Here is an 18674-nt window from a genome sequence, read left to right as displayed (position 1 = left end):
GAAGATTTTACGAACTCGGTTAAAAAAGTCGCAGGTGAGTTGGCCTGGGATCACAGTGGCGGAAAAAGTGGGATCGAGGCACCGGAGAGGGCCGGTGCCTTGGTTAAGGTGAAGAACTAATCGGCCAGCAGCTCTCTGGCATTGGCCAGGGTGGCATCGGTAATGCTGTCTCCTCCCAGTAGTCTGGCCAGCTCATCCAGCCGCTGCTCCTGCGCCAGGGGCACCATCAGGGTTTCGGTCGCCTTACCCCTGGTGGACTTGCTGACAAACATATGGTTGTGGCCGTTCCCCGCCACCTGGGGCAGGTGGGTGACACAGAACACCTGAGTCGACTCTCCGAGCTGGCGCAGCATGCGGCCAACCACGGCGGCGGTGGGGCCGGAGATGCCCACATCCACCTCGTCGAAGATCAGGGTGGGGGTGGCCACCTTGCGGGCGGTGATCACCTGAATGGCCAGGCTGATGCGGGACAGCTCCCCTCCCGAGGCCACCTTACCCAGGGGCTGCAGTGGCTGACCGGGGTTGGTCGAGACCAGGAACTGCAGACGGTCACTGCCGCTCGGCGACAGCGACTGTTCGTCGAAGTGGACCTCGATCTGAAACTTGGCGTGGGGCAGGGCCAGCTCCTTGAGGTTGGCTGTGATCTGCTTATTCAGCTCCTTGGCATAGCGCTGGCGGCTCTTGCTTAGGCGCTGCGCAGCCTGGGCGCAGCTGTCCCTGGCCTGATCGCGCTCCAGTTCCAACTGCTCCAGGCGCTCCTCGCCGGCGCCGATGGCGGAAAGCTCCTGTGCCAACTCATTGTGGAACTCGGCCAGGTCGACCGCCTTGACCTGATGTTTGCGCGCCAGGGTCATCGTCCTGGAGAGTCGCTCCTCCAGCTCGTGAAAGCGCTCGGGATCCATCTCCAGGCTCTGGTGGTAGCGTTCCAGCTCGGCGGCGCCCTCCTGAAGCTGGATCATCCCTTCATGCAACAGGGCCACGGCGGGTTCCAGGGCGCTGTCGTCAGAGGCCTGGGCCTCCACTTCGCCCAGGGCCTGCTGCAACAGTCCCAGGGCGTTGACCTCTTCACCATCGCTGAGCAGGTAGCAGGCTCGCTGGCTCTGCTCCATCAGGGTGGTGCAGTTGGCCAGGCGTTTGTGCTCCGCCTCGATCCCCTCAAACTCGCCGGGTTCGAGGCCAAACTCGTCCAGCTCCTGAACCTGATACTCCAGCAGCTGGCGTCTGGCCTGGCGTTGCTCCTGTGCCTCCTTCAGGCGCACCAGCTCATTATCCAGGTGTTTCCAGCGCCGGTAGGCGGTGGAGCAGGCCTCCAGCAGGCTATGGTGGGCGGCATACTGGTCCAGCAGACTCTGCTGGGTCTGGCTCTGTAGCAACCCCTGATGGGCGTGCTGGCCGTGGATGGTCAGGAGCATCTGTCCCAGGGTTTTTAGCTGGGCCAGGGGAACCGGTTGGCCGTTGATCCAGGCCTTGGAGCGGCCTTCACTGCTGATGCTGCGACGCAGGATGCACTGCTGATCGTCGTCAAGCTCATTTTCCCTGAGCCAGCGGCAGGCCTCGGGAATGGCGCTGATATCGAAGCAGGCGGAGAGCTCCGCCCGGGCGGCGCCGGGACGCACCATGGCCGCCTCGCCCCGTCCCCCCAGGCACAGGCCAAGGGCATCGATGGCAATGGATTTACCGGCACCGGTTTCGCCGGTGATGGTGGTCATGCCGGAGTGAAACTCCAGCTCGAGAAACTTAACAATGGCGAAATTGGAGACCGTCAGTTGGCTCAGCATCACAGCTTCCTGTATGAATCGACATGCTGTATGGAAAGACAGTATAGGGGAATTTTCTGCTCAGTAAAGCAGCAGGGTCAAAAAGTTGTGCAGCCCGCCGCGGCCTTCTATGTTTCTTGTATTCCTGTTTTGGAGGCATCCCGATGATTGCAGTGGTGACCGGCAGTAACCGGGGACTGGGGTGGCATGTGGCCCACCAGTTGGCGGAGAAGGGATATCATGTGGTGGTGTGCGCCCGCAGCCATGAGGCCGCCACCCATGTGGCGGAGTCGATTCGCGGCCGGGGCGGTGAAGCCAGCCCCTTCATGCTGGATGTCGCTGACGCCGAGCGGATCGGCGCCCTGGGCAACTGGCTGGATCAACTGTTCGGGGGCGTCGAGGTGCTGGTCAACAACGCCGGGGTGTTCCTCGACGAGGGCCAGGCCCTGTCGGGTCTGACCCTGGCGCAATGGCAGCAGACCCTGGATACCAATGTCACCGGGGCGATGCTGATGTGCAAGATGATCCTGCCGTTGATGCGTCCCCGCGGCTATGGTCGCATTGTCAACGTCTCGTCGGGCTACGGCTCACTGACGGAGATGGGGAGCCTGCATCCCGCCTACCGGGTCTCCAAGGCGGCGCTGAATGCCCTGACCCGGGTGGTGGCCAGCGAGGTGGCTGACGAGGGGATCAAGGTCAATTCGGTGTGCCCGGGATGGGCCCGAACCGATATGGGGGGCCCTCAGGCCAGCCGCGATCCGGCAGAGTCCGCAGCGTGGATCACCTGGGCGGCGACACTGGATCCCCAGGGTCCCAATGGTGCCTTCCTGCGGGATGGTAAGCCGATCCCATGGTGATGCGGGCAGCTGACCCGAGCCAGGTCTTAGAAGAGCTTGCTGCCCCAGTCCAGCTTGCTGCGCAGCACTTCGAAGTAGTTATACCCCTTGGGATGGATCAGCCTCAGGCAGGCATCCGCCTTGCGGATGCGGATCTCATCACCCGGCAGGCAGGCCAGGCTCACCTGGCTGTCGCAGCTGATGGCCAGTTCGGTGGCGTTGGTGTCACAGGATGCCTTCAGGGTGATCTCACTGTCCCCGTCGACGACGATGGGGCGGCAGGAGAGGGTGTGGGGAAACATCGGCACCAGGATGTTGGCGTTGAGGTTGGGGGTTAGGATCGCCCCGCCGGCGCTCAGCGAGTAGGCGGTGGAGCCGGTGGGGGTGGCGACGATCATCCCGTCCGCTCGCTGGCTGTACATGAAGTGGCCATCGATGTAGACCTCGAAGTCGATCATGTGCGCCACCTTGCCGGCATGCAGCACCGCTTCGTTGACGGCGACGTTGTGGCTCTTCTGTTCGCCGTGACGGTGTACCTCGGTGCGCAGCAGGAAGCGGCGCTCGGTGTCGAATTCGCCGGAGAGCACCTTGGTCAGGGTCGGCTTGAACTGGTCCGGGTCCACATCGGTCAGGAAGCCCAGGTTGCCTCGGTTGACCCCGAGCACGGCGATGTCGTAGCGTGACAGCACCCGGGCGGCCCCCAGCATGTTGCCGTCCCCGCCGACGACGATGGCCAGATCGCAGCGTTCGCCAATCTCATTGATCTCCACCGCTTCCGCCTTGGTGCACCCCAGTTCCCGGGCGATGTTCTTCTCGATAAGCACTTCATAACCCTGCTTATCCAGCCAGTAGAATAGCTGGGCCAGGGTCTGGTTTGCGCCGGGGTGGCGGGGCTTGCCGATAAGGCCGATGGATTTGAAGGTTGTCTGCATCTTCTGCTCGTCTGTGGGGCGGACGGAATAGTTGTGGTGCGGTTGCCCTTGAAGTCCGCAAATCAGTCCCCATAATAGGCTCAGAGCCTTTGGGAATAAAGTTTTTTAGCCGGAGTTGAAATGAGCGACGAGCAGCAAAAAGTGGAGCAACCAGAAGAGGTTGAAATGGAGCAACAGCAGGCTGACGCCGAGCAGGATCCACAAGCCGCCCGCATAGAGGAATTGGAAAAGGCCCTGGCTGCGGCCGAGGCCAAGGTGGAGGAGCAGAAGGACAGCGTGGTTCGCGCCCTCGCCGAGATGGAAAACGTTCGCCGCCGTAGTGCCCAGGAGGTGGAGAAGGCGCGCAAGTTTGCCCTGGAGAAGTTTGCCGGTGAACTGCTGCCCGTGATCGACAACCTGGAGCGGGCCCTGGCCACCGGCGATGGCAGCGACGAGGCGGTGAAGCCACTGCTGGAGGGGGTGGAGCTGACCCACAAGAGCTTCCTGGCCGGTGTGGAAAAGTTCGGCATCAAGGAGATCGACCCCATGGGGCAGCCCTTTAATCCGGACCAGCACCAGGCGATGGCGATGCAGCCCAGCGACCAGTTCCCCGCCAACACCGTGATGGCGGTGATGCAGAAAGGCTACGAGCTTAACGGCCGCCTGCTGCGCCCGGCCATGGTGATGATCTCCAAGGGTAACGACCAGCCCTCGGTGGACACTACTGCCTGATCGGGGCGGAAACCGATGCAGAAGCAGCCTCCGGGCTGCTTTTTTTGTGTCTCAGGGCGGCGAGGGTGTCACGGATGCGGCGGTATTTGTGCTCGGTCCACGCCGGGCTGGAGGGCCAGGGGCGCAGTTGGGTGGTGCGGGGATCCACCGGGGTGATCACCACCTGGGTGTCTCCCAGCCCCACCTGCTCCACCAGGTGGTAGATCTCCTCGATGGCGGTGTTGCCCATCGCCAGGCAGCCGCTGGAGGCCTTGTCGCCATGGATGAAGATGTCGCCGCCGGGGTTGGTGCGCCCCTCCTCTCTGGCGAAGTGCCGGTCCAGGCCATTGGGGTAGTTCAGTTTGACGGAGAGATGGTATCTGCTGTTGGGGTTGAGGGCCAGGGGCCGATAGACCCCTTCGGGCACCTGGAGATCCCCCTCCCTCAGTTTGGGACCGGGGCCGCCGCTGAACCCCATGATGGGGTAGGTGCGCAGCCGGTACCAGCTGTTGTCGACGTCGGCGCCCCACACCTCCATCCTGTACTCGGACTTGATGGCCACCAGGGTCAGTTGTACCGGCAGATTGCCCCCGGGCATCCTGGCCAGGGCACTCTCCAGCCGCTTGGCCGCCAGGCCCTGTGCCAGGGGCGCGGCCAGCGGCGCCAGAACCATCATCACGACTGTGGCCAGGGTTGCCAACGTATTTCCCATCAAACTCTGTCTCAGACTGCACCGTTGCCGGGCAGAATAGCATTTTTGCTCAACAGGGCCACGATTTGAGGGGGATTCGTGAACTGGAGCGGATTGAGTTCGCGCCGCACGCCATCACAGCGAGCCTGAATCCGCCACCTTGGTGCGGCGCAGCGGCTTGAGCCTGGGGCCCAGCTGTTGGCTGATCAGCCCCAGGACGATCAGCGCCAATCCGGAGAAGGTGCTGGGGGCGATGGTCTCTCCCACCAGGGTGGAGATAAAGAACAGCGACAGGAACGGCGCCAGGAACACCATGTTGGTGATGGGTGCGGTGCGTTCGGCGTACTTGAGCGCCTTGAGCCACAGCACGAAGGTGAAGCCCATCTCAAACAGGCCCACGTAGGCCGCTCCGGCCAGTCCCTGCAGATTGGGCAGTACCAGTCCGTCCCAATGCCAGCTGGCGGCGAACACCAAGGGCAGGCCGATGAGGAAGCTCAGCAGCAGGCTGACTACCGGGTCCCCCTGGTCTCGGGCGTTGACGATCCAGTAGAGGGACCAGAGCAGGGTGCACAGCAGCGCCAGGCCGTAACCCAGGGACGATTCCACCTCGACCTGCAATAGCCGGCCGCCGGTGGCGATCACCACCACCCCGGCATAGGCGATCACCGCCGCCACCAGGTCCCACAGCTTGAGCTTCTGACCCAGCAGCGGCACCGCCAGCAGGCTGAACAGTATGGCCCAGGTGTAGGTCAGCGGCTGGGCCTGCTGCGCCGGCAACAGCTCATAACAGCCGAACAGCACCAGATAGTAGAGGAAGGGGTTGAGCAGACCGCTCTGCAGGTAGCGCCAGGGGGTGGCCCGGAACTGGCGCAGGACCAACCGGCCCTTGCCCTGCAGCAGCACAATGCCCCCCAGGGCCAGGGTGGAGACCAGGGCGGCATAGAGCAGCAACTGGCTGGGGGACAGATGCTGCAGTGACAGCTTGAAGGCGGAGGCGACGGTGGACCAGGCCAGCACCGCTCCGCCGCCGTACATCAGGGCGCGGCGTTGATTCTTGACCATTGGGAAAGCTTAGCAAAAGACCATGCAACAGATTAACGTCAATTATATTGTATACAATGTTGGTGCGATACAATTTTTGATCAAATTTTTTGCGTTGCCCCTTGGTTTTTCTCTGGCGGTCCCCATATCCCTGCCATCCACAGGGAAAATTTTTTTTACCCTCCCCTTGAAAGGGGCAAGCGTTAACCCCAGATAGGGAATAACGAAAGAATTAGCTTAGTTAGCTTTAGATATAAACGTATTTTTGGAGGCTTTCGATGGGCAAGATCATCGGCATCGACCTGGGTACCACCAACAGCTGTCTGGCTATCCTGGATGGCGACAAGCCTAAGGTTATTGAGAACGCGGAAGGGGATCGTACCACTCCTTCAGTCATCGCCTACACCGATGACGAGATTCTCGTGGGTCAGCCTGCCAAGCGTCAGGCGGTGACCAACCCTCATAACACCCTGTTCGCCATCAAGCGTCTGATCGGTCGTCGCTTCAAAGATGAAGTGGTTCAGCGCGACATCGACATCATGCCCTTCAAGATCGTTGAAGCGGACAACGGTGACGCCTGGGTCGAGGCCAAGGGCAAGAAGATGGCTGCCCCTCAGGTGTCCGCGGAAGTTCTCAAGAAGATGAAGAAGACCGCGGAAGACTACCTGGGTGAAGAGGTGACCGAAGCGGTGATCACCGTTCCGGCCTACTTCAACGACTCCCAGCGCCAGGCCACCAAGGATGCCGGTCGCATCGCCGGCCTGGACGTCAAGCGCATCATCAACGAACCCACCGCCGCGGCCCTGGCCTACGGCCTGGACAAGAAGAGCGGTGACAACATCATCGCCGTCTACGACCTGGGTGGTGGTACCTTCGACATCTCCATCATCGAGATCGACGACGTTGAAGGTGAAAAGACCTTCGAAGTACTGGCCACCAACGGTGACACTCACCTGGGTGGTGAAGACTTCGACAACCGTCTGATCAACTACCTGGTGGAAGAGTTCAAGAAAGAGCAGGGCATCGATCTGAAGAACGATCCCCTGGCGATGCAGCGTCTGAAGGAAGCCGCCGAGAAAGCCAAGATCGAACTCTCCTCTGCTCAGCAGACCGAAGTGAACCTGCCTTACGTTACCGCAGACGCCACCGGTCCCAAGCACATGAACATCAAGGTCACCCGCGCCAAGCTGGAAGCCCTGGTGGAAGACCTGATTACCCGCTCCCTGGAGCCCCTGAAAGTGGCCCTGCGTGACGCCGACCTGTCCGTGTCCGACGTTCAGGATGTGATTCTGGTAGGTGGTCAGACTCGGATGCCTAAGGTCCAGGCTGCGGTTGCCGACTTCTTCGGCAAAGAGCCCCGTAAGGACGTGAATCCCGATGAAGCTGTGGCCATGGGTGCCGCGGTTCAGGGCGGCGTACTGGCCGGTGACGTGAAAGACGTGCTGCTGCTGGACGTCACTCCCCTGTCTCTGGGTATCGAGACCATGGGCGGCGTGATGACCTCTCTGATTGAGAAGAACACCACCATCCCCACCAAGAAGTCTCAGGTGTTCTCCACCGCCGAGGACAACCAGTCTGCCGTGACCATTCACGTGCTGCAGGGTGAGCGTAAGCAGGCCGGTGCCAACAAGTCTCTGGGTAACTTCAACCTGGAGGGGATCCAGGCTGCGCCTCGTGGTCTGCCTCAGATCGAGGTGACCTTCGACATCGATGCCGATGGCATTCTGCACGTGTCCGCCAAGGACAAGGGCACCGGCAAAGAGCAGAAGATCACCATCCAGGCCTCCTCCGGTCTGTCCGAGGACGAGATCAACAAGATGGTGAACGAGGCGGAAGCCCACGCCGAAGAGGACAAGAAGTTCGAAGAGCTGGTGCAGGCGCGTAACCAGGCCGACGGCCTGGCCCACGCCACCCGCAAGCAGATCGAGGAAGCGGGCGAAGAGCTGCCCGCCGACGAGAAAGAGAAGATTGAGGCGGCCATCAAAGAGGTTGAGGAAGCGACTAAGGGTTCCGATAAGGAAGCCATCGAAGCCAAGACCCAGGAGCTGATTCAGGCTTCCCAGAAGCTGATGGAGATTGCCCAGGCCAAGGCCCAGGCTGCCCAGGGTGGTGCCGAAGGCGCCCAGCAGGCGCAGCAGCCTCAGGACGACGTGGTAGACGCCGAGTTCGAAGAAGTAAAAGACGACAAGAAGTAATTCTTAACGTCCTTTGACCTGACTACACAACGGGCGTTCGGTACCACCGACCGCCCGTTTTTGCGAGACAACTGACGGCTAGAGACATGTCCAAACGCGATTACTACGAAGTGCTCGGGGTGGCCAGAGATGCCAGCGAGCGAGACATTAAAAAGGCCTACAAGCGCCTGGCGATGAAGTATCACCCGGACCGTAACCCGGATGACGTTCAGGCGGTGGAGAACTTCAAGGAGGTGAAGGAGGCGTACGAGATCCTCACCGATTCCGAGAAGCGTGCCGCTTATGATCAGTTCGGCCATGCCGGGGTGGATCCCAACCGAGGCGGCGGCTTCGGTGGTGGTGCCGGAGCGGACTTCGGCGACATCTTCGGCGATGTGTTTGGCGATATCTTTGGTGGCGGCCGCCGTGGTGGCCGCGCCGGTCCTGCCCGGGGCAACGATCTGCGCTACAACATGGAGCTGAACCTGGAGGAGGCGGTCAAGGGGGTCACCAAGGAGATCCGCATCCCGGTGCTGGCCACCTGCGACGGCTGTAACGGCAGCGGCGCCAAGGCCGGCTCCAGCGCCCAGACCTGCGGCACCTGTCATGGACAGGGCCAGGTGCAGATGCGCCAGGGCTTCTTCGCGGTGAACCAGACCTGTCCCACCTGCCGAGGCAAGGGCAAGGTGATCAAGGATCCCTGCAGCAAGTGTCATGGCCAGGGCCGGGTCGAGAAGACCAAGACCCTGTCGGTGAAGATCCCGGCCGGCGTCGATACCGGCGATCGCATCCGCCTCTCCGGCGAAGGGGAAGCGGGCGAGATGGGGGCTCCGGCGGGGGACCTGTATGTGCAGGTGCACGTCAAGGAACACGCCATCTTCCAGCGTGACGGCAACAACCTCTACTGCGAGGTGCCCATCAGCTTCGCTACCGCCGCCATTGGCGGTGACATTGAGGTGCCCACCCTGGATGGCCGGGTCAACCTCAAGGTGGCCCCGGAGACCCAGACCGGGCGGATGTTCCGCCTGCGTGGCAAGGGGGTTAAGTCGGTGCGCAGCCATGCGGTGGGGGATCTCATCTGCAAGGTGATCATCGAAACCCCGGTGAACCTCACCGAGCGCCAGCGTGAGCTGTTGCGTGAGCTGGAGCAGACCATGTCCGGCTCGGCCAAGAAGCACAGCCCCAAGGCCGAGGGATTCTTCGACGGAGTGAAGAAGTTTTTCGACGATCTGACCAGCTAACTGTCTGAATCTCATTTATTTAAGAGCCGCTTTTAACAGCGGCTCTTTTTTTTTAACATGTGGGGTTCCGTAGGACTCACAATTGCAACAAGGAGCGTTTGCGTGACACGATTCTTAGCTGGGCTGGCGATGATGCTGGCTCTTCCCGCCTGGGCTGACCTGCCTCCGGTGGAACATTTCTCCCGGTCTAGCCAGGCCTACTCCATTAAGATCTCCCCCAAAGGGGACCACCTGGCGATGATGACCAAGAACGATGGCAAGCAGTTTGTCGCCATTTTGGACACCGATACCTTGAAGCCACTCCATGCCATACGTTTCGGAGGCCAGGCCCAGGTTGGCAGCTATTGGTGGGCCAGCAATGATCGCGTGGTGGTGACCAAGGAGTACCTGAAGGGCTGGACGGCGGCGCCCCAGTCCTATGGCGAGATGCTGGCGGTGGATTTCGACGGCGATGATGCGCTCTATCTGTTCGGTTACGACTCCGGCAAAAAGACCACCGGCACCCGCCTGGCCAGGGGCTCAGACGCCATCCGGGCCTGGGGTTACATGATCGATCCCCTGCCGGAGGATGAAGACTGGGTGCTGATCCAGTCCACCCCCATGGGCCATCGCGGCGAGAGAAACCCCACGGTCTTCCGGGCCAATATCCACAACGGCAAGCGAAAGAAGGTGGCCTACAGTCCCGTCTCATTTGCCCGGTTCATCAGTGACCATCGTGGCGAGATCCGCTTTGTGAGCGGCGTGGATAAGGACGGGGTGTTCAAGATGTACGCCCGCGAGGAGCAAGGGGATGAGTGGCGACTGTTCTTCAACGAGGAGGCGGGGGAGGGGACGATCACCCCGGTCACCTTCGCCTCCAAGGATGAGGTCTATGTGCTGGATAACACCGACCACAGCCTGCAGGCCCTGAAGAGGGTCAACCTGAAGACCGGTGAATCCACCCTGATCTACCGGGATAAGGTGGTGGATCCCAGGGCGCCCAAGTTGTCTGCGGACGGCCGCACCCTCTATGCCATGGAGGTGGAGCCGGGCTATCCCAGTTACATCTTTGTCGACAGCGACAGCCGCGACTCGAAGAGCCTGAAAGGGCTGCTGCAGGCCTTCCCCGGAGAGCAGGTCGCCATCACCAGCCAGACCCTGGATGGCAACCTGGCGGTGGTGTTCGTCTACAGCGACATCAATCCGGGCTCCTACTACCTGTATGACAGGGGCAAGGGGAGCGTGCGTCACCTGGTCTCTGCCCGCAGCTGGGTGGATCCCGACAGCTCCGCCACCGTGGAACCGTTCAGCTTCAAGGCCCGGGACGGGATGACCCTCTATGGGTATCTGACCATACCCGCCGGCAAGGAGGCCAAGAATCTGCCTCTGGTGGTCAATCCCCATGGGGGCCCCCATGGTCCAAGAGATTACTGGCGCTATGACCCCCAGGCTCAGCTGCTGGCCAGCCGCGGAATGGCGGTGCTGCAGGTGAATTTCCGCGGCTCCGGGGGGTATGGTCGCGATTACCAGGAGGCGGGTTACCGTAACTGGGGCAGCAAGATTCAATACGACATCATCGATGCCACCCAACACATGATCGCCCAGGGCAAGGTGGACAGGGACAACATCTGCATCTACGGTGGCTCCTTCGGCGGCTACTCCGCCCTGCAGGCCCCCATCCTGGCCCCGGACCTGTTCCAGTGCGCCATCGGTTTTGCCGGGGTCTACGATCTGGAGCTGATGTACGAGGTGGGGGACATCCCCGAGCATAAGTCCGGCATGCGTTACCTGAAGGAGGTGATCGGCGAGGACGACACCAACATGAAGGCGTTCTCCCCGGTGCACAACGTCGATAAGCTGACCCTGCCTCTGCTGATCATTCACGGTGGTGAGGATGAGCGGGTGCCCATCGAGCACGCCCAGATGCTGCGAGAGGCCCTGGATAAGAAGAAGCACCCCTACAAGTGGCTGGAGCTGGAGAAAGAGGCCCACGGGCTGTACGACGAGCAGACCCGGACCGAGGTGTATGGCGAGATGCTCAGCTTCCTGGAACAGCACCTGACACTGTAGTTTTATCGTCGAATTCGGGTAACCTAAGGGGGCGCTCAGGCGCCCCCGTGTTTTAGATGGAGACCAATATGCGATTGATTGCTGCCCTCGCCATTCTCGGCCTGCTGACCTCCTGTGCGACCCATAGGTCGCCCACGGGCCGGGACCAGATGCTGCTGTTCTCGCCCCAGGAGATGGCGCAGATGGGGGATCAGTCCTTTGCCCAGATCAAACAGAAGGAGACCATCGCCACCGACAGGACCACCAATGCCTATGTCCGCTGTGTGGCCGACGGCATCATCACCGCCCTCGGCGACGACCCCGCCGCCTGGGAGGTGGTGGTGTTCGACTCCGAGCAGGTGAACGCCTTCGCCCTGCCGGGGAAGCACATCGGGGTCTACACAGGTTTGCTCGAGGTGGCCACCAGCCAGGACCAACTGGCGGCGGTTGTGGGCCATGAGGTGGCCCACGTCCTGGCCCGCCACAGCAATGAGCGGGTATCCCGTTCCCAACTGAGCAACGCCGGACTGCAGATTGCCGATATCTTCCTCAAGGGCAACGCCAACCGGGATATCTACATGGCCGGCCTCGGTCTCGGCGTCCAGGTGGGGATCACACTGCCCTATGGCCGCACCCAGGAGAGCGAGGCGGATGTGATGGGCACCGAGCTGATGGCCCGCGCCGGCTTCAATCCGGCGGAGGCGGTGACCCTGTGGCACAACATGGGCGAGGCCTCCACCGGCAATGCGCCTCCGCAGCTGCTCTCCACTCACCCCTCCCACAGTACCCGCATTGGCGATCTCAAGGAGTTGCAGCCCCAGGTGCAGCCTCTCTATCAGCGGGCGAGGGGGCAGGGGATCACACCCAGATGTAAGCGCTGACTCACTGTCATTGGCTGATCCTTAGGGGGCGGCGAATCGGGTACGGGGGCCTTTTGGCCCCCCAACTGTGTTCAGCTCCCCCCCAAGATGTTACACTCCGCAACAGTTTTTCCCGACCGGAACCAATACCATGAAGTTCGAATCAGTAGAACAGAAGGCCAGCTACGGCGTGGGCCGCCAGCTGGGTGAGCAACTGGCCGCCAACAGCTTCGAGGGCGTAGAGATCTCCGCCGTGCAGCAGGGCCTGGCCGATGCCTTCGAAGGCAAGGACAGCCAGGTTGAGATGGCTGAGCTGCAGCAGGCCTTTGCCGTGATCTCCCAGCGCCTGGCCGAGGCTCGCGAAGCCAAAGCCAAGGAGGCCGCCGGCGAGGGTGAGGCTTTCCTGCAGGAGAACGCCAAGCGTGACGGGGTGATCACCACCGAGTCCGGCCTGCAGTACGAGATCATCAGTGAAGGCGAAGGCGACAAGCCTGGCCTGAACAGCACCGTTTCCTGCCACTACCACGGCACCTTCATCGATGGCAACGTGTTCGACAGCTCCGTCCAGCGCGGCGAGCCGGTGGAGTTTCCTGTCAGCGGCGTGATCTCCGGCTGGACCGAGGCCCTACAGATGATGAACAAGGGCGCCAAGTGGAAGCTGTACATTCCTCACCAGCTGGCCTACGGCGAGCGCGGTGCCGGCGGTGCCATCCCTCCCTTCTCCGCTCTGGTCTTCGAAGTGGAGCTGCTGGAGATTAAGTAAGGGACACAAGGGGAAGCCAAGGCTTCCCCTTTTTTATGGGCGTTCGGGGTGTTGCTTATGGCACTGCGGGTTCCCCTTTAAGTCCCTGGGCTTTAGGCATATGATTATCCGGATAGAGAAAGAAGAGTAGGGAGCTGTAAACCATGGAAAAAGTCCGGGTTGCCATAGTGGGTGCCAGTGGCCGTATGGGCCGCACCCTGATTGAGGCCGCACTGGCCCATCCTCAGATTCGTCTGGGGGCCGCCATCGAGCGTGCCGGCTCTACCCTGATGGGCGTGGACGCCGGTGATCTTGTCGGCCACGGTTCCATCGGCGTCACCCTGGTCGATAACCCGGATCTGGTCCGGGACGACTTCGACGTGCTGATCGACTTCACCAGCCCTGACGCCACCGTCGAACTGGCGGTGTGGTGTGCCACCCATGGCAAGCCTATGGCTATCGGCACCACCGGCTTCAACAGCCACCAGAAGGGGCGCATCGCCGAACTGGCCCAGGATCTGCCGATCGTGCTGGCGCCGAACATGGCGGTCGGGGTCAACCTGCTGTTCAAGTTGTTGGAGACCGCCGCCCAGGTGATGGGGGAGTACACCGACATCGAGATCATCGAGGGTCATCACAGGTACAAGAAGGATGCCCCCTCGGGCACCGCCCTGCGCATGGGCGAGGTGATCGCCGATACCCTGGGGCGGGATCTGGAGGAGTGTGCCATCTACGGCAGGGAGGGGATCACCGAGGAGCGCGATCGCCAGACCATCGCCTTCTCCACCATCCGTGCCGGGGACATTGTCGGTGAGCACACCGCCCTGTTTGCCGACATCGGCGAGCGGCTGGAGATCACCCACAAGGCATCGAGTCGGATGACTTTTGCCAACGGCGCCATGCGGGCGGCGTTATGGCTGGCATCGAGGGAAAACGGACTCTACGATATGCAGCAAGTGCTGGGATTCAAATAAGAAAGGGGCTTTTTAGCCCCTTTTTTCTACTTGCCTATATACAAATGAGACTTTGGTCGCTATAATTTCCGGAATTTGCCAAAAATCTAGTTTTTGCCCTTGGCGAGTTGGAGATTTACGTTCTGTACCAACGTAAAAACAATAACTTATAAATATACTGGTGGGAGGTCAAGTTGAATAAAACTGCCCTGTTAGTGCTCCAGGACGGCACTGTTTTCCATGGGACTTCTATAGGTGCCGATGGAAATGCTGTCGGAGAAGTCGTTTTTAACACTTCTATGACTGGTTATCAAGAAATCCTGACCGATCCTTCCTATTCACGTCAAATTGTTACTCTGACCTACCCTCACATCGGTAACACCGGAACCAATTCCGAAGACGTCGAATCCTCAGCCATCCACGCTACCGCCCTCATCATCCGTGACCTGCCAGCCCTGGCATCCAACTTCAGAAACCAGCAGACCCTGTCCGATTACCTCAAGCAGCACAACGTGGTGGGCATCGCCGATATCGATACCCGCAAGCTGACCCGGGTTCTGCGGGAGAAGGGCGCCCAGGCCGGCTGCATCATCACCGGTGATGCCAGCGTGACCCAGGCCCAGGAGCTGGCCCAGGCGTTTCCCGGCCTCAAGGGGATGGACCTGGCCAAGGAGGTCACCGTCTGTGAGCCCTACGCCTGGCGCAAAGGCAGCTGGAAGCTGAAAGGCGGCCTGCCCAGCGATACCCCCTCCGAGGCGCTGAAGTTCAAGGTGGTGGCTTACGATTACGGCGTGAAGCAGAACATCCTGCGGATGCTGGTGGATCGCGGCTGCGACGTCACCGTGGTGCCTGCCCAGACACCGGCGGCCGAGGTGCTGGCGATGAACCCGGACGGCATCTTCCTCTCCAACGGCCCGGGCGACCCGGAGCCCTGTGACTACGCCATCGAGGCGATCCGTCACATTCTGGAGACTGAAATTCCCCTGTTTGGCATCTGTCTGGGCCACCAGTTGCTGGCCCTGGCCTCTGGCGCCAACACGGTGAAGATGAAGTTTGGCCACCACGGCGGCAACCACCCGGTGAAGGATCTGGAGAGCGGACGGGTGATGATCACCGCCCAGAACCACGGTTTCGCCGTGGACGAGGCCAGCCTGCCCGCCAGCCTCAAGGCCACCCACAAGAGCCTGTTCGACGGCACCCTGCAGGGGATTCACCGCACCGACAAGCCCGCCTTCTCCTTCCAGGGCCACCCGGAAGCGAGCCCCGGGCCCCACGATGCCGCCCCACTGTTCGACCACTTTATCGAACTGATGCAAGCCAGAGCCGCCCAGTAGTCCGGAGTGAAGAGATAGAACAATGCCAAAACGTACCGACATTCAAAGCATTCTGATTCTGGGCGCTGGCCCTATCGTTATCGGCCAGGCCTGTGAGTTCGACTACTCCGGCGCCCAGGCCTGTAAGGCCCTCAGGGAGGAGGGGTACCGGGTGATCCTGGTGAACTCCAACCCCGCCACCATCATGACCGACCCGGAGATGGCCGACGCCACCTACATCGAGCCGATCCACTGGGAGGTGGTACGCAAGATCATCGAGAAGGAGCGTCCCTGCGCCGTGCTGCCCACCATGGGTGGCCAGACCGCTCTGAACTGTGCCCTGGAGCTGGAGAAACACGGGGTGCTGGAGGAGTTCGGTGTGCAGATGATCGGCGCCACCGCCGACGCCATCGACAAGGCGGAGGATCGGGCCCGCTTCGACAAGGCGATGAAGTCCATCGGCCTGGAGACCCCCCGTTCCGGCATCGCCCACTCCATGGAGGAGGCCAACGCGGTGCTGGAGCAGGTGGGCTTTCCCTGCATCATCCGCCCCTCCTTCACCATGGGCGGCTCAGGCGGCGGCATCGCCTACAACCGGGAGGAGTTCGAAGAGATCTGCACCAACGGCCTGGATCTCTCACCCACCAATGAACTGCTGATCGATGAGAGCCTCATCGGTTGGAAGGAGTACGAGATGGAGGTGGTGCGGGACCGCGCCGACAACTGCATCATCGTCTGCTCCATCGAGAACTTCGACCCCATGGGGGTTCACACCGGCGACTCCATCACCGTCGCGCCGGCGCAGACGCTGACCGACAAGGAGTATCAGCTGATGCGCACCGCCTCCATGAACGTGCTGCGGGAGATCGGTGTCGAGACCGGCGGCTCCAACGTGCAGTGGGCGGTGAACCCCAAGGATGGCCGCCTGGTGATCATCGAGATGAATCCCCGGGTGTCCCGCTCCTCCGCCCTGGCCTCCAAGGCGACCGGCTTCCCCATCGCCAAGGTGGCGGCCAAGCTGGCGGTGGGTTACACCCTGGATGAATTGCAGAACGACATCACCGGCGGCGCCACCCCGGCCTCGTTCGAGCCCTCCATCGACTACGTGGTCACCAAGGTGCCGCGCTTCAACTTCGAGAAGTTTGCCGGTGCCAACGACCGCCTGACCACCCAGATGAAGTCAGTGGGAGAGGTGATGGCCATCGGCCGCACCTTCCAGGAATCCCTGCAGAAGGCCCTGCGTGGCCTGGAGACCGGCATGAGCGGTCTGGATTCCGTGGTCAACCTGGAGGAGAACGACTCCCTCTCCAAGATCCGCTACGAACTGCAGGAGCCGGGTTGTGAGCGCATCTGGTATGTGGCTGACGCCTTCCGCGCCGGCCTCTCCATGGAGGCGATCCACAAGCTGACCCACATCGATCGCTGGTTCCTGGTGCAGCTGGAGGAGCTGGTGAACCTGGAGGAGCAGGTGAAGGAGCGCGGTTTTGCCGGCCTGGATGCCGAGTTCATGCGCAAGCTGAAGCGCAAGGGCTTCTCCGATGCCCGCCTGGGCCAGCTGCTGGCTCACTCCGAGTCCGAGATCCGCAAGCTGCGCCAGCGTCAGCAGGTGCTGCCGGTGTACAAGCGGGTGGACACCTGTGCCGCCGAATTTGCCACCAACACCGCCTACATGTACTCCACCTACGAGGAGGAGTGTGAGGCTCAGCCCTCCGACAAGGCCAAGATCATGGTGATTGGCGGCGGCCCCAACCGCATCGGCCAGGGGATTGAGTTCGACTACTGCTGCGTGCACGCCGCCCTGGCGATGCGCGAAGACGGCTATGAGACCATCATGGTCAACTGCAACCCGGAGACCGTCTCCACCGACTACGACACCTCCGACCGCCTCTACTTCGAGCCGGTCACCCTGGAGGATGTGCTGGAGATCGCCCGGGTCGAGCAGCCCAAAGGCGTCATCGTCCAGTACGGCGGTCAGACCCCGCTGAAACTGGCCCGCGCCCTGGAGGCCGCCGGGGTGCCGATCATCGGCACCAGCCCCGATGCCATCGACCGCGCCGAGGACCGGGAGCGCTTCCAGCAGGCGGTGGAGCGCCTGGGGCTGAAGCAGCCGGAGAACAGCACGGTGACCACCCTGGAGCAGGCGGTGCTGGATGCCGAGCGCATCGGTTACCCCCTGGTGGTGCGCCCCTCCTATGTGCTCGGTGGTCGTGCCATGGAGATCGTCTACGACGAGCAGGACCTGCGCCGCTATTTCAACGAGGCGGTCAGCGTCTCCAACGAGTCGCCGGTGCTGCTGGACCGCTTCCTGGATGATGCCACCGAGGTGGACGTGGACGCGGTATGCGACGGCACAGACGTGGTCATCGGCGGCATCATGGAGCACATCGAACAGGCCGGTGTTCACTCCGGCGACTCCGGTTGTTCCCTGCCTCCCTACACCCTGAGTCGGGATATCCAGGATCAGATGCGCGACCAGGTGCGCAAGCTGGCCATGGAGCTGGGGGTGATCGGCCTGATGAACGTGCAGTTCGCGGTGAAGGAGGAGACCATCTACCTGATCGAGGTGAACCCCCGCGCCGCTCGGACCGTGCCCTTCGTCTCCAAGGCCACCGGTGTGCCCCTGGCCAAGATCGCCGCCCGGGTGATGGCCGGCACCAGCCTGCAGGCGCAGAACTTCACCCAGGAGGTGATTCCGCCCTACTACTCCGTCAAGGAGGTGGTGCTGCCCTTCAACAAGTTCCCCGGCGTCGATCCCCTGCTGGGTCCGGAGATGCGCTCCACCGGCGAGGTGATGGGGGTGGGCGACACCTTTGCCGAAGCCTACGCCAAGGCGCAGCTGGGTGCCATCAAGGATGTGCCCAAGTCTGGCCGTGCCCTGCTGTCTGTGCGTCAGGGTGACAAGGCGCGGGTGGCGGACCTGGCCAGCCAGCTGATCGAGCTGGGCTACCAGCTGGACGCCACCCACGGCACCGCCGTGGCCCTGGGTGAAGCGGGCATCAACCCGCGCCTGGTGAACAAGATCCACGAGGGACGGCCCCACATCCTGGACCGGATCAAGAACGATGAGTACACCTACATCATCAACACCACCGAGGGACGCCAGGCGATCGAGGACTCCAAGCATCTGCGCCGCGGTGCCCTGCAGCACAAGGTGAACTACACCACCACCATGAACGCGGCCTTCGCCACCTGTCTGGCCCACGCGGCCGACGATCGTAGCAAGGTCAGTTCGGTGCAGGAGCTGCATCAGCGCAGTTTGAAGTAAGCTGGGTTTTTTAGTCCAACTGAGACGCCGGCAGGGGTGACCCGCCGGCGTTTTCTTATTACAATCGGTCCACCTAGCGAGAATAAACTCCCCGGATTTCGCCCATTGGGGTCAGGAACTGTCCTGGCCGGGAGAGCTTTTGTCCAAACTG

The 18674-nt window shown here is 61.8% G+C and carries 14 protein-coding genes; 10 read left to right on the top strand and 4 right to left on the bottom strand.

Annotated features, from left to right (window positions below):
* Positions 1 to 116 precede the first annotated feature (116 nt).
* Positions 117 to 1778, bottom strand: a complete 1662-nt coding sequence (gene recN, locus FCL40_RS08170; RefSeq protein WP_136852669.1) for a DNA repair protein RecN — start codon at positions 1776 to 1778, stop codon at positions 117 to 119.
* A gap of 143 nt (positions 1779 to 1921) precedes the next feature.
* Here recN and FCL40_RS08165 point away from each other — a divergent pair, with 143 nt between their 5' ends.
* Positions 1922 to 2614 carry an SDR family oxidoreductase gene (locus FCL40_RS08165; RefSeq protein WP_136852668.1) on the top strand — a complete coding sequence of 231 codons (693 nt, stop codon included), beginning with the start codon at positions 1922 to 1924 and terminating at the stop codon, positions 2612 to 2614.
* A gap of 26 nt (positions 2615 to 2640) precedes the next feature.
* On the opposite strand, the gene nadK is transcribed toward FCL40_RS08165, so the two are convergent.
* Positions 2641 to 3525, bottom strand: coding sequence for an NAD(+) kinase (gene nadK, locus FCL40_RS08160; RefSeq protein WP_136852667.1), 885 nt, complete (start codon positions 3523 to 3525; stop codon positions 2641 to 2643).
* Positions 3526 to 3645: 120 nt separating this feature from the next.
* Here nadK and grpE point away from each other — a divergent pair, with 120 nt between their 5' ends.
* Positions 3646 to 4236, top strand: coding sequence for a nucleotide exchange factor GrpE (grpE, locus tag FCL40_RS08155; protein WP_136852666.1), 591 nt, complete (start codon positions 3646 to 3648; stop codon positions 4234 to 4236).
* Here the strand turns inward: grpE and FCL40_RS08150 are convergent.
* Together FCL40_RS08150 and FCL40_RS08145 are read right to left on the bottom strand one after the other, a co-directional pair.
* Positions 4226 to 4927 (bottom strand): L,D-transpeptidase family protein, encoded by a 702-nt coding sequence (locus FCL40_RS08150; RefSeq protein ID WP_136852665.1) that lies wholly within the window; start codon positions 4925 to 4927, stop codon positions 4226 to 4228. The genes grpE and FCL40_RS08150 overlap by 11 nt on opposite strands.
* Positions 4928 to 5041: 114 nt before the next feature.
* On the bottom strand, positions 5042 to 5968 hold the full coding sequence (locus FCL40_RS08145; protein WP_136852664.1) for a DMT family transporter: 927 nt from the start codon (positions 5966 to 5968) through the stop codon (positions 5042 to 5044).
* Between the two features lie 257 nt (positions 5969 to 6225).
* On the opposite strand from FCL40_RS08145, the gene dnaK reads away from it, so the two are divergent.
* The 8 genes from dnaK (at position 6226) to carB (ending at position 18523) form a co-directional block, all read left to right on the top strand.
* Positions 6226 to 8142: a molecular chaperone DnaK gene (gene dnaK, locus FCL40_RS08140; protein WP_136852663.1), complete on the top strand. Its 1917-nt coding sequence runs from the start codon at positions 6226 to 6228 to the stop codon at positions 8140 to 8142.
* Positions 8143 to 8228: 86 nt separating this feature from the next.
* Positions 8229 to 9362, top strand: a complete 1134-nt coding sequence (gene dnaJ / locus FCL40_RS08135) for a molecular chaperone DnaJ (protein ID WP_136852662.1) — start codon at positions 8229 to 8231, stop codon at positions 9360 to 9362.
* Between the two features lie 102 nt (positions 9363 to 9464).
* Entirely contained in the window at positions 9465 to 11411 is a 1947-nt protein-coding gene (locus FCL40_RS08130; protein ID WP_169307046.1) for an alpha/beta hydrolase family protein, read from the top strand.
* Positions 11412 to 11479: 68 nt separating this feature from the next.
* Positions 11480 to 12271, top strand: coding sequence for a M48 family metallopeptidase (locus tag FCL40_RS08125; protein ID WP_205729114.1), 792 nt, complete (start codon positions 11480 to 11482; stop codon positions 12269 to 12271).
* Positions 12272 to 12401: 130 nt separating this feature from the next.
* Positions 12402 to 13013 (top strand): FKBP-type peptidyl-prolyl cis-trans isomerase, encoded by a 612-nt coding sequence (locus tag FCL40_RS08120; RefSeq protein ID WP_136852660.1) that lies wholly within the window; start codon positions 12402 to 12404, stop codon positions 13011 to 13013.
* Positions 13014 to 13156: 143 nt separating this feature from the next.
* A complete protein-coding gene (gene dapB, locus FCL40_RS08115; protein ID WP_136852659.1) occupies positions 13157 to 13966 on the top strand; it encodes a 4-hydroxy-tetrahydrodipicolinate reductase in 810 nt (269 codons plus the stop codon).
* 173 nt (positions 13967 to 14139) lie between these two features.
* Positions 14140 to 15279, top strand: coding sequence for a glutamine-hydrolyzing carbamoyl-phosphate synthase small subunit (gene carA, locus FCL40_RS08110; RefSeq protein WP_136852658.1), 1140 nt, complete (start codon positions 14140 to 14142; stop codon positions 15277 to 15279).
* Between the two features lie 22 nt (positions 15280 to 15301).
* Positions 15302 to 18523, top strand: coding sequence for a carbamoyl-phosphate synthase large subunit (gene carB / locus FCL40_RS08105; RefSeq protein WP_136852657.1), 3222 nt, complete (start codon positions 15302 to 15304; stop codon positions 18521 to 18523).
* The last annotated feature ends 151 nt before the right edge of the window (positions 18524 to 18674 follow it).

Origin of the sequence: Ferrimonas sediminicola (assembly GCF_005116715.1) — a bacterium.
Classification (GTDB): domain Bacteria; phylum Pseudomonadota; class Gammaproteobacteria; order Enterobacterales; family Shewanellaceae; genus Ferrimonas; species Ferrimonas sediminicola.
This window is presented reverse-complemented; position numbering and strand designations above follow the sequence as displayed.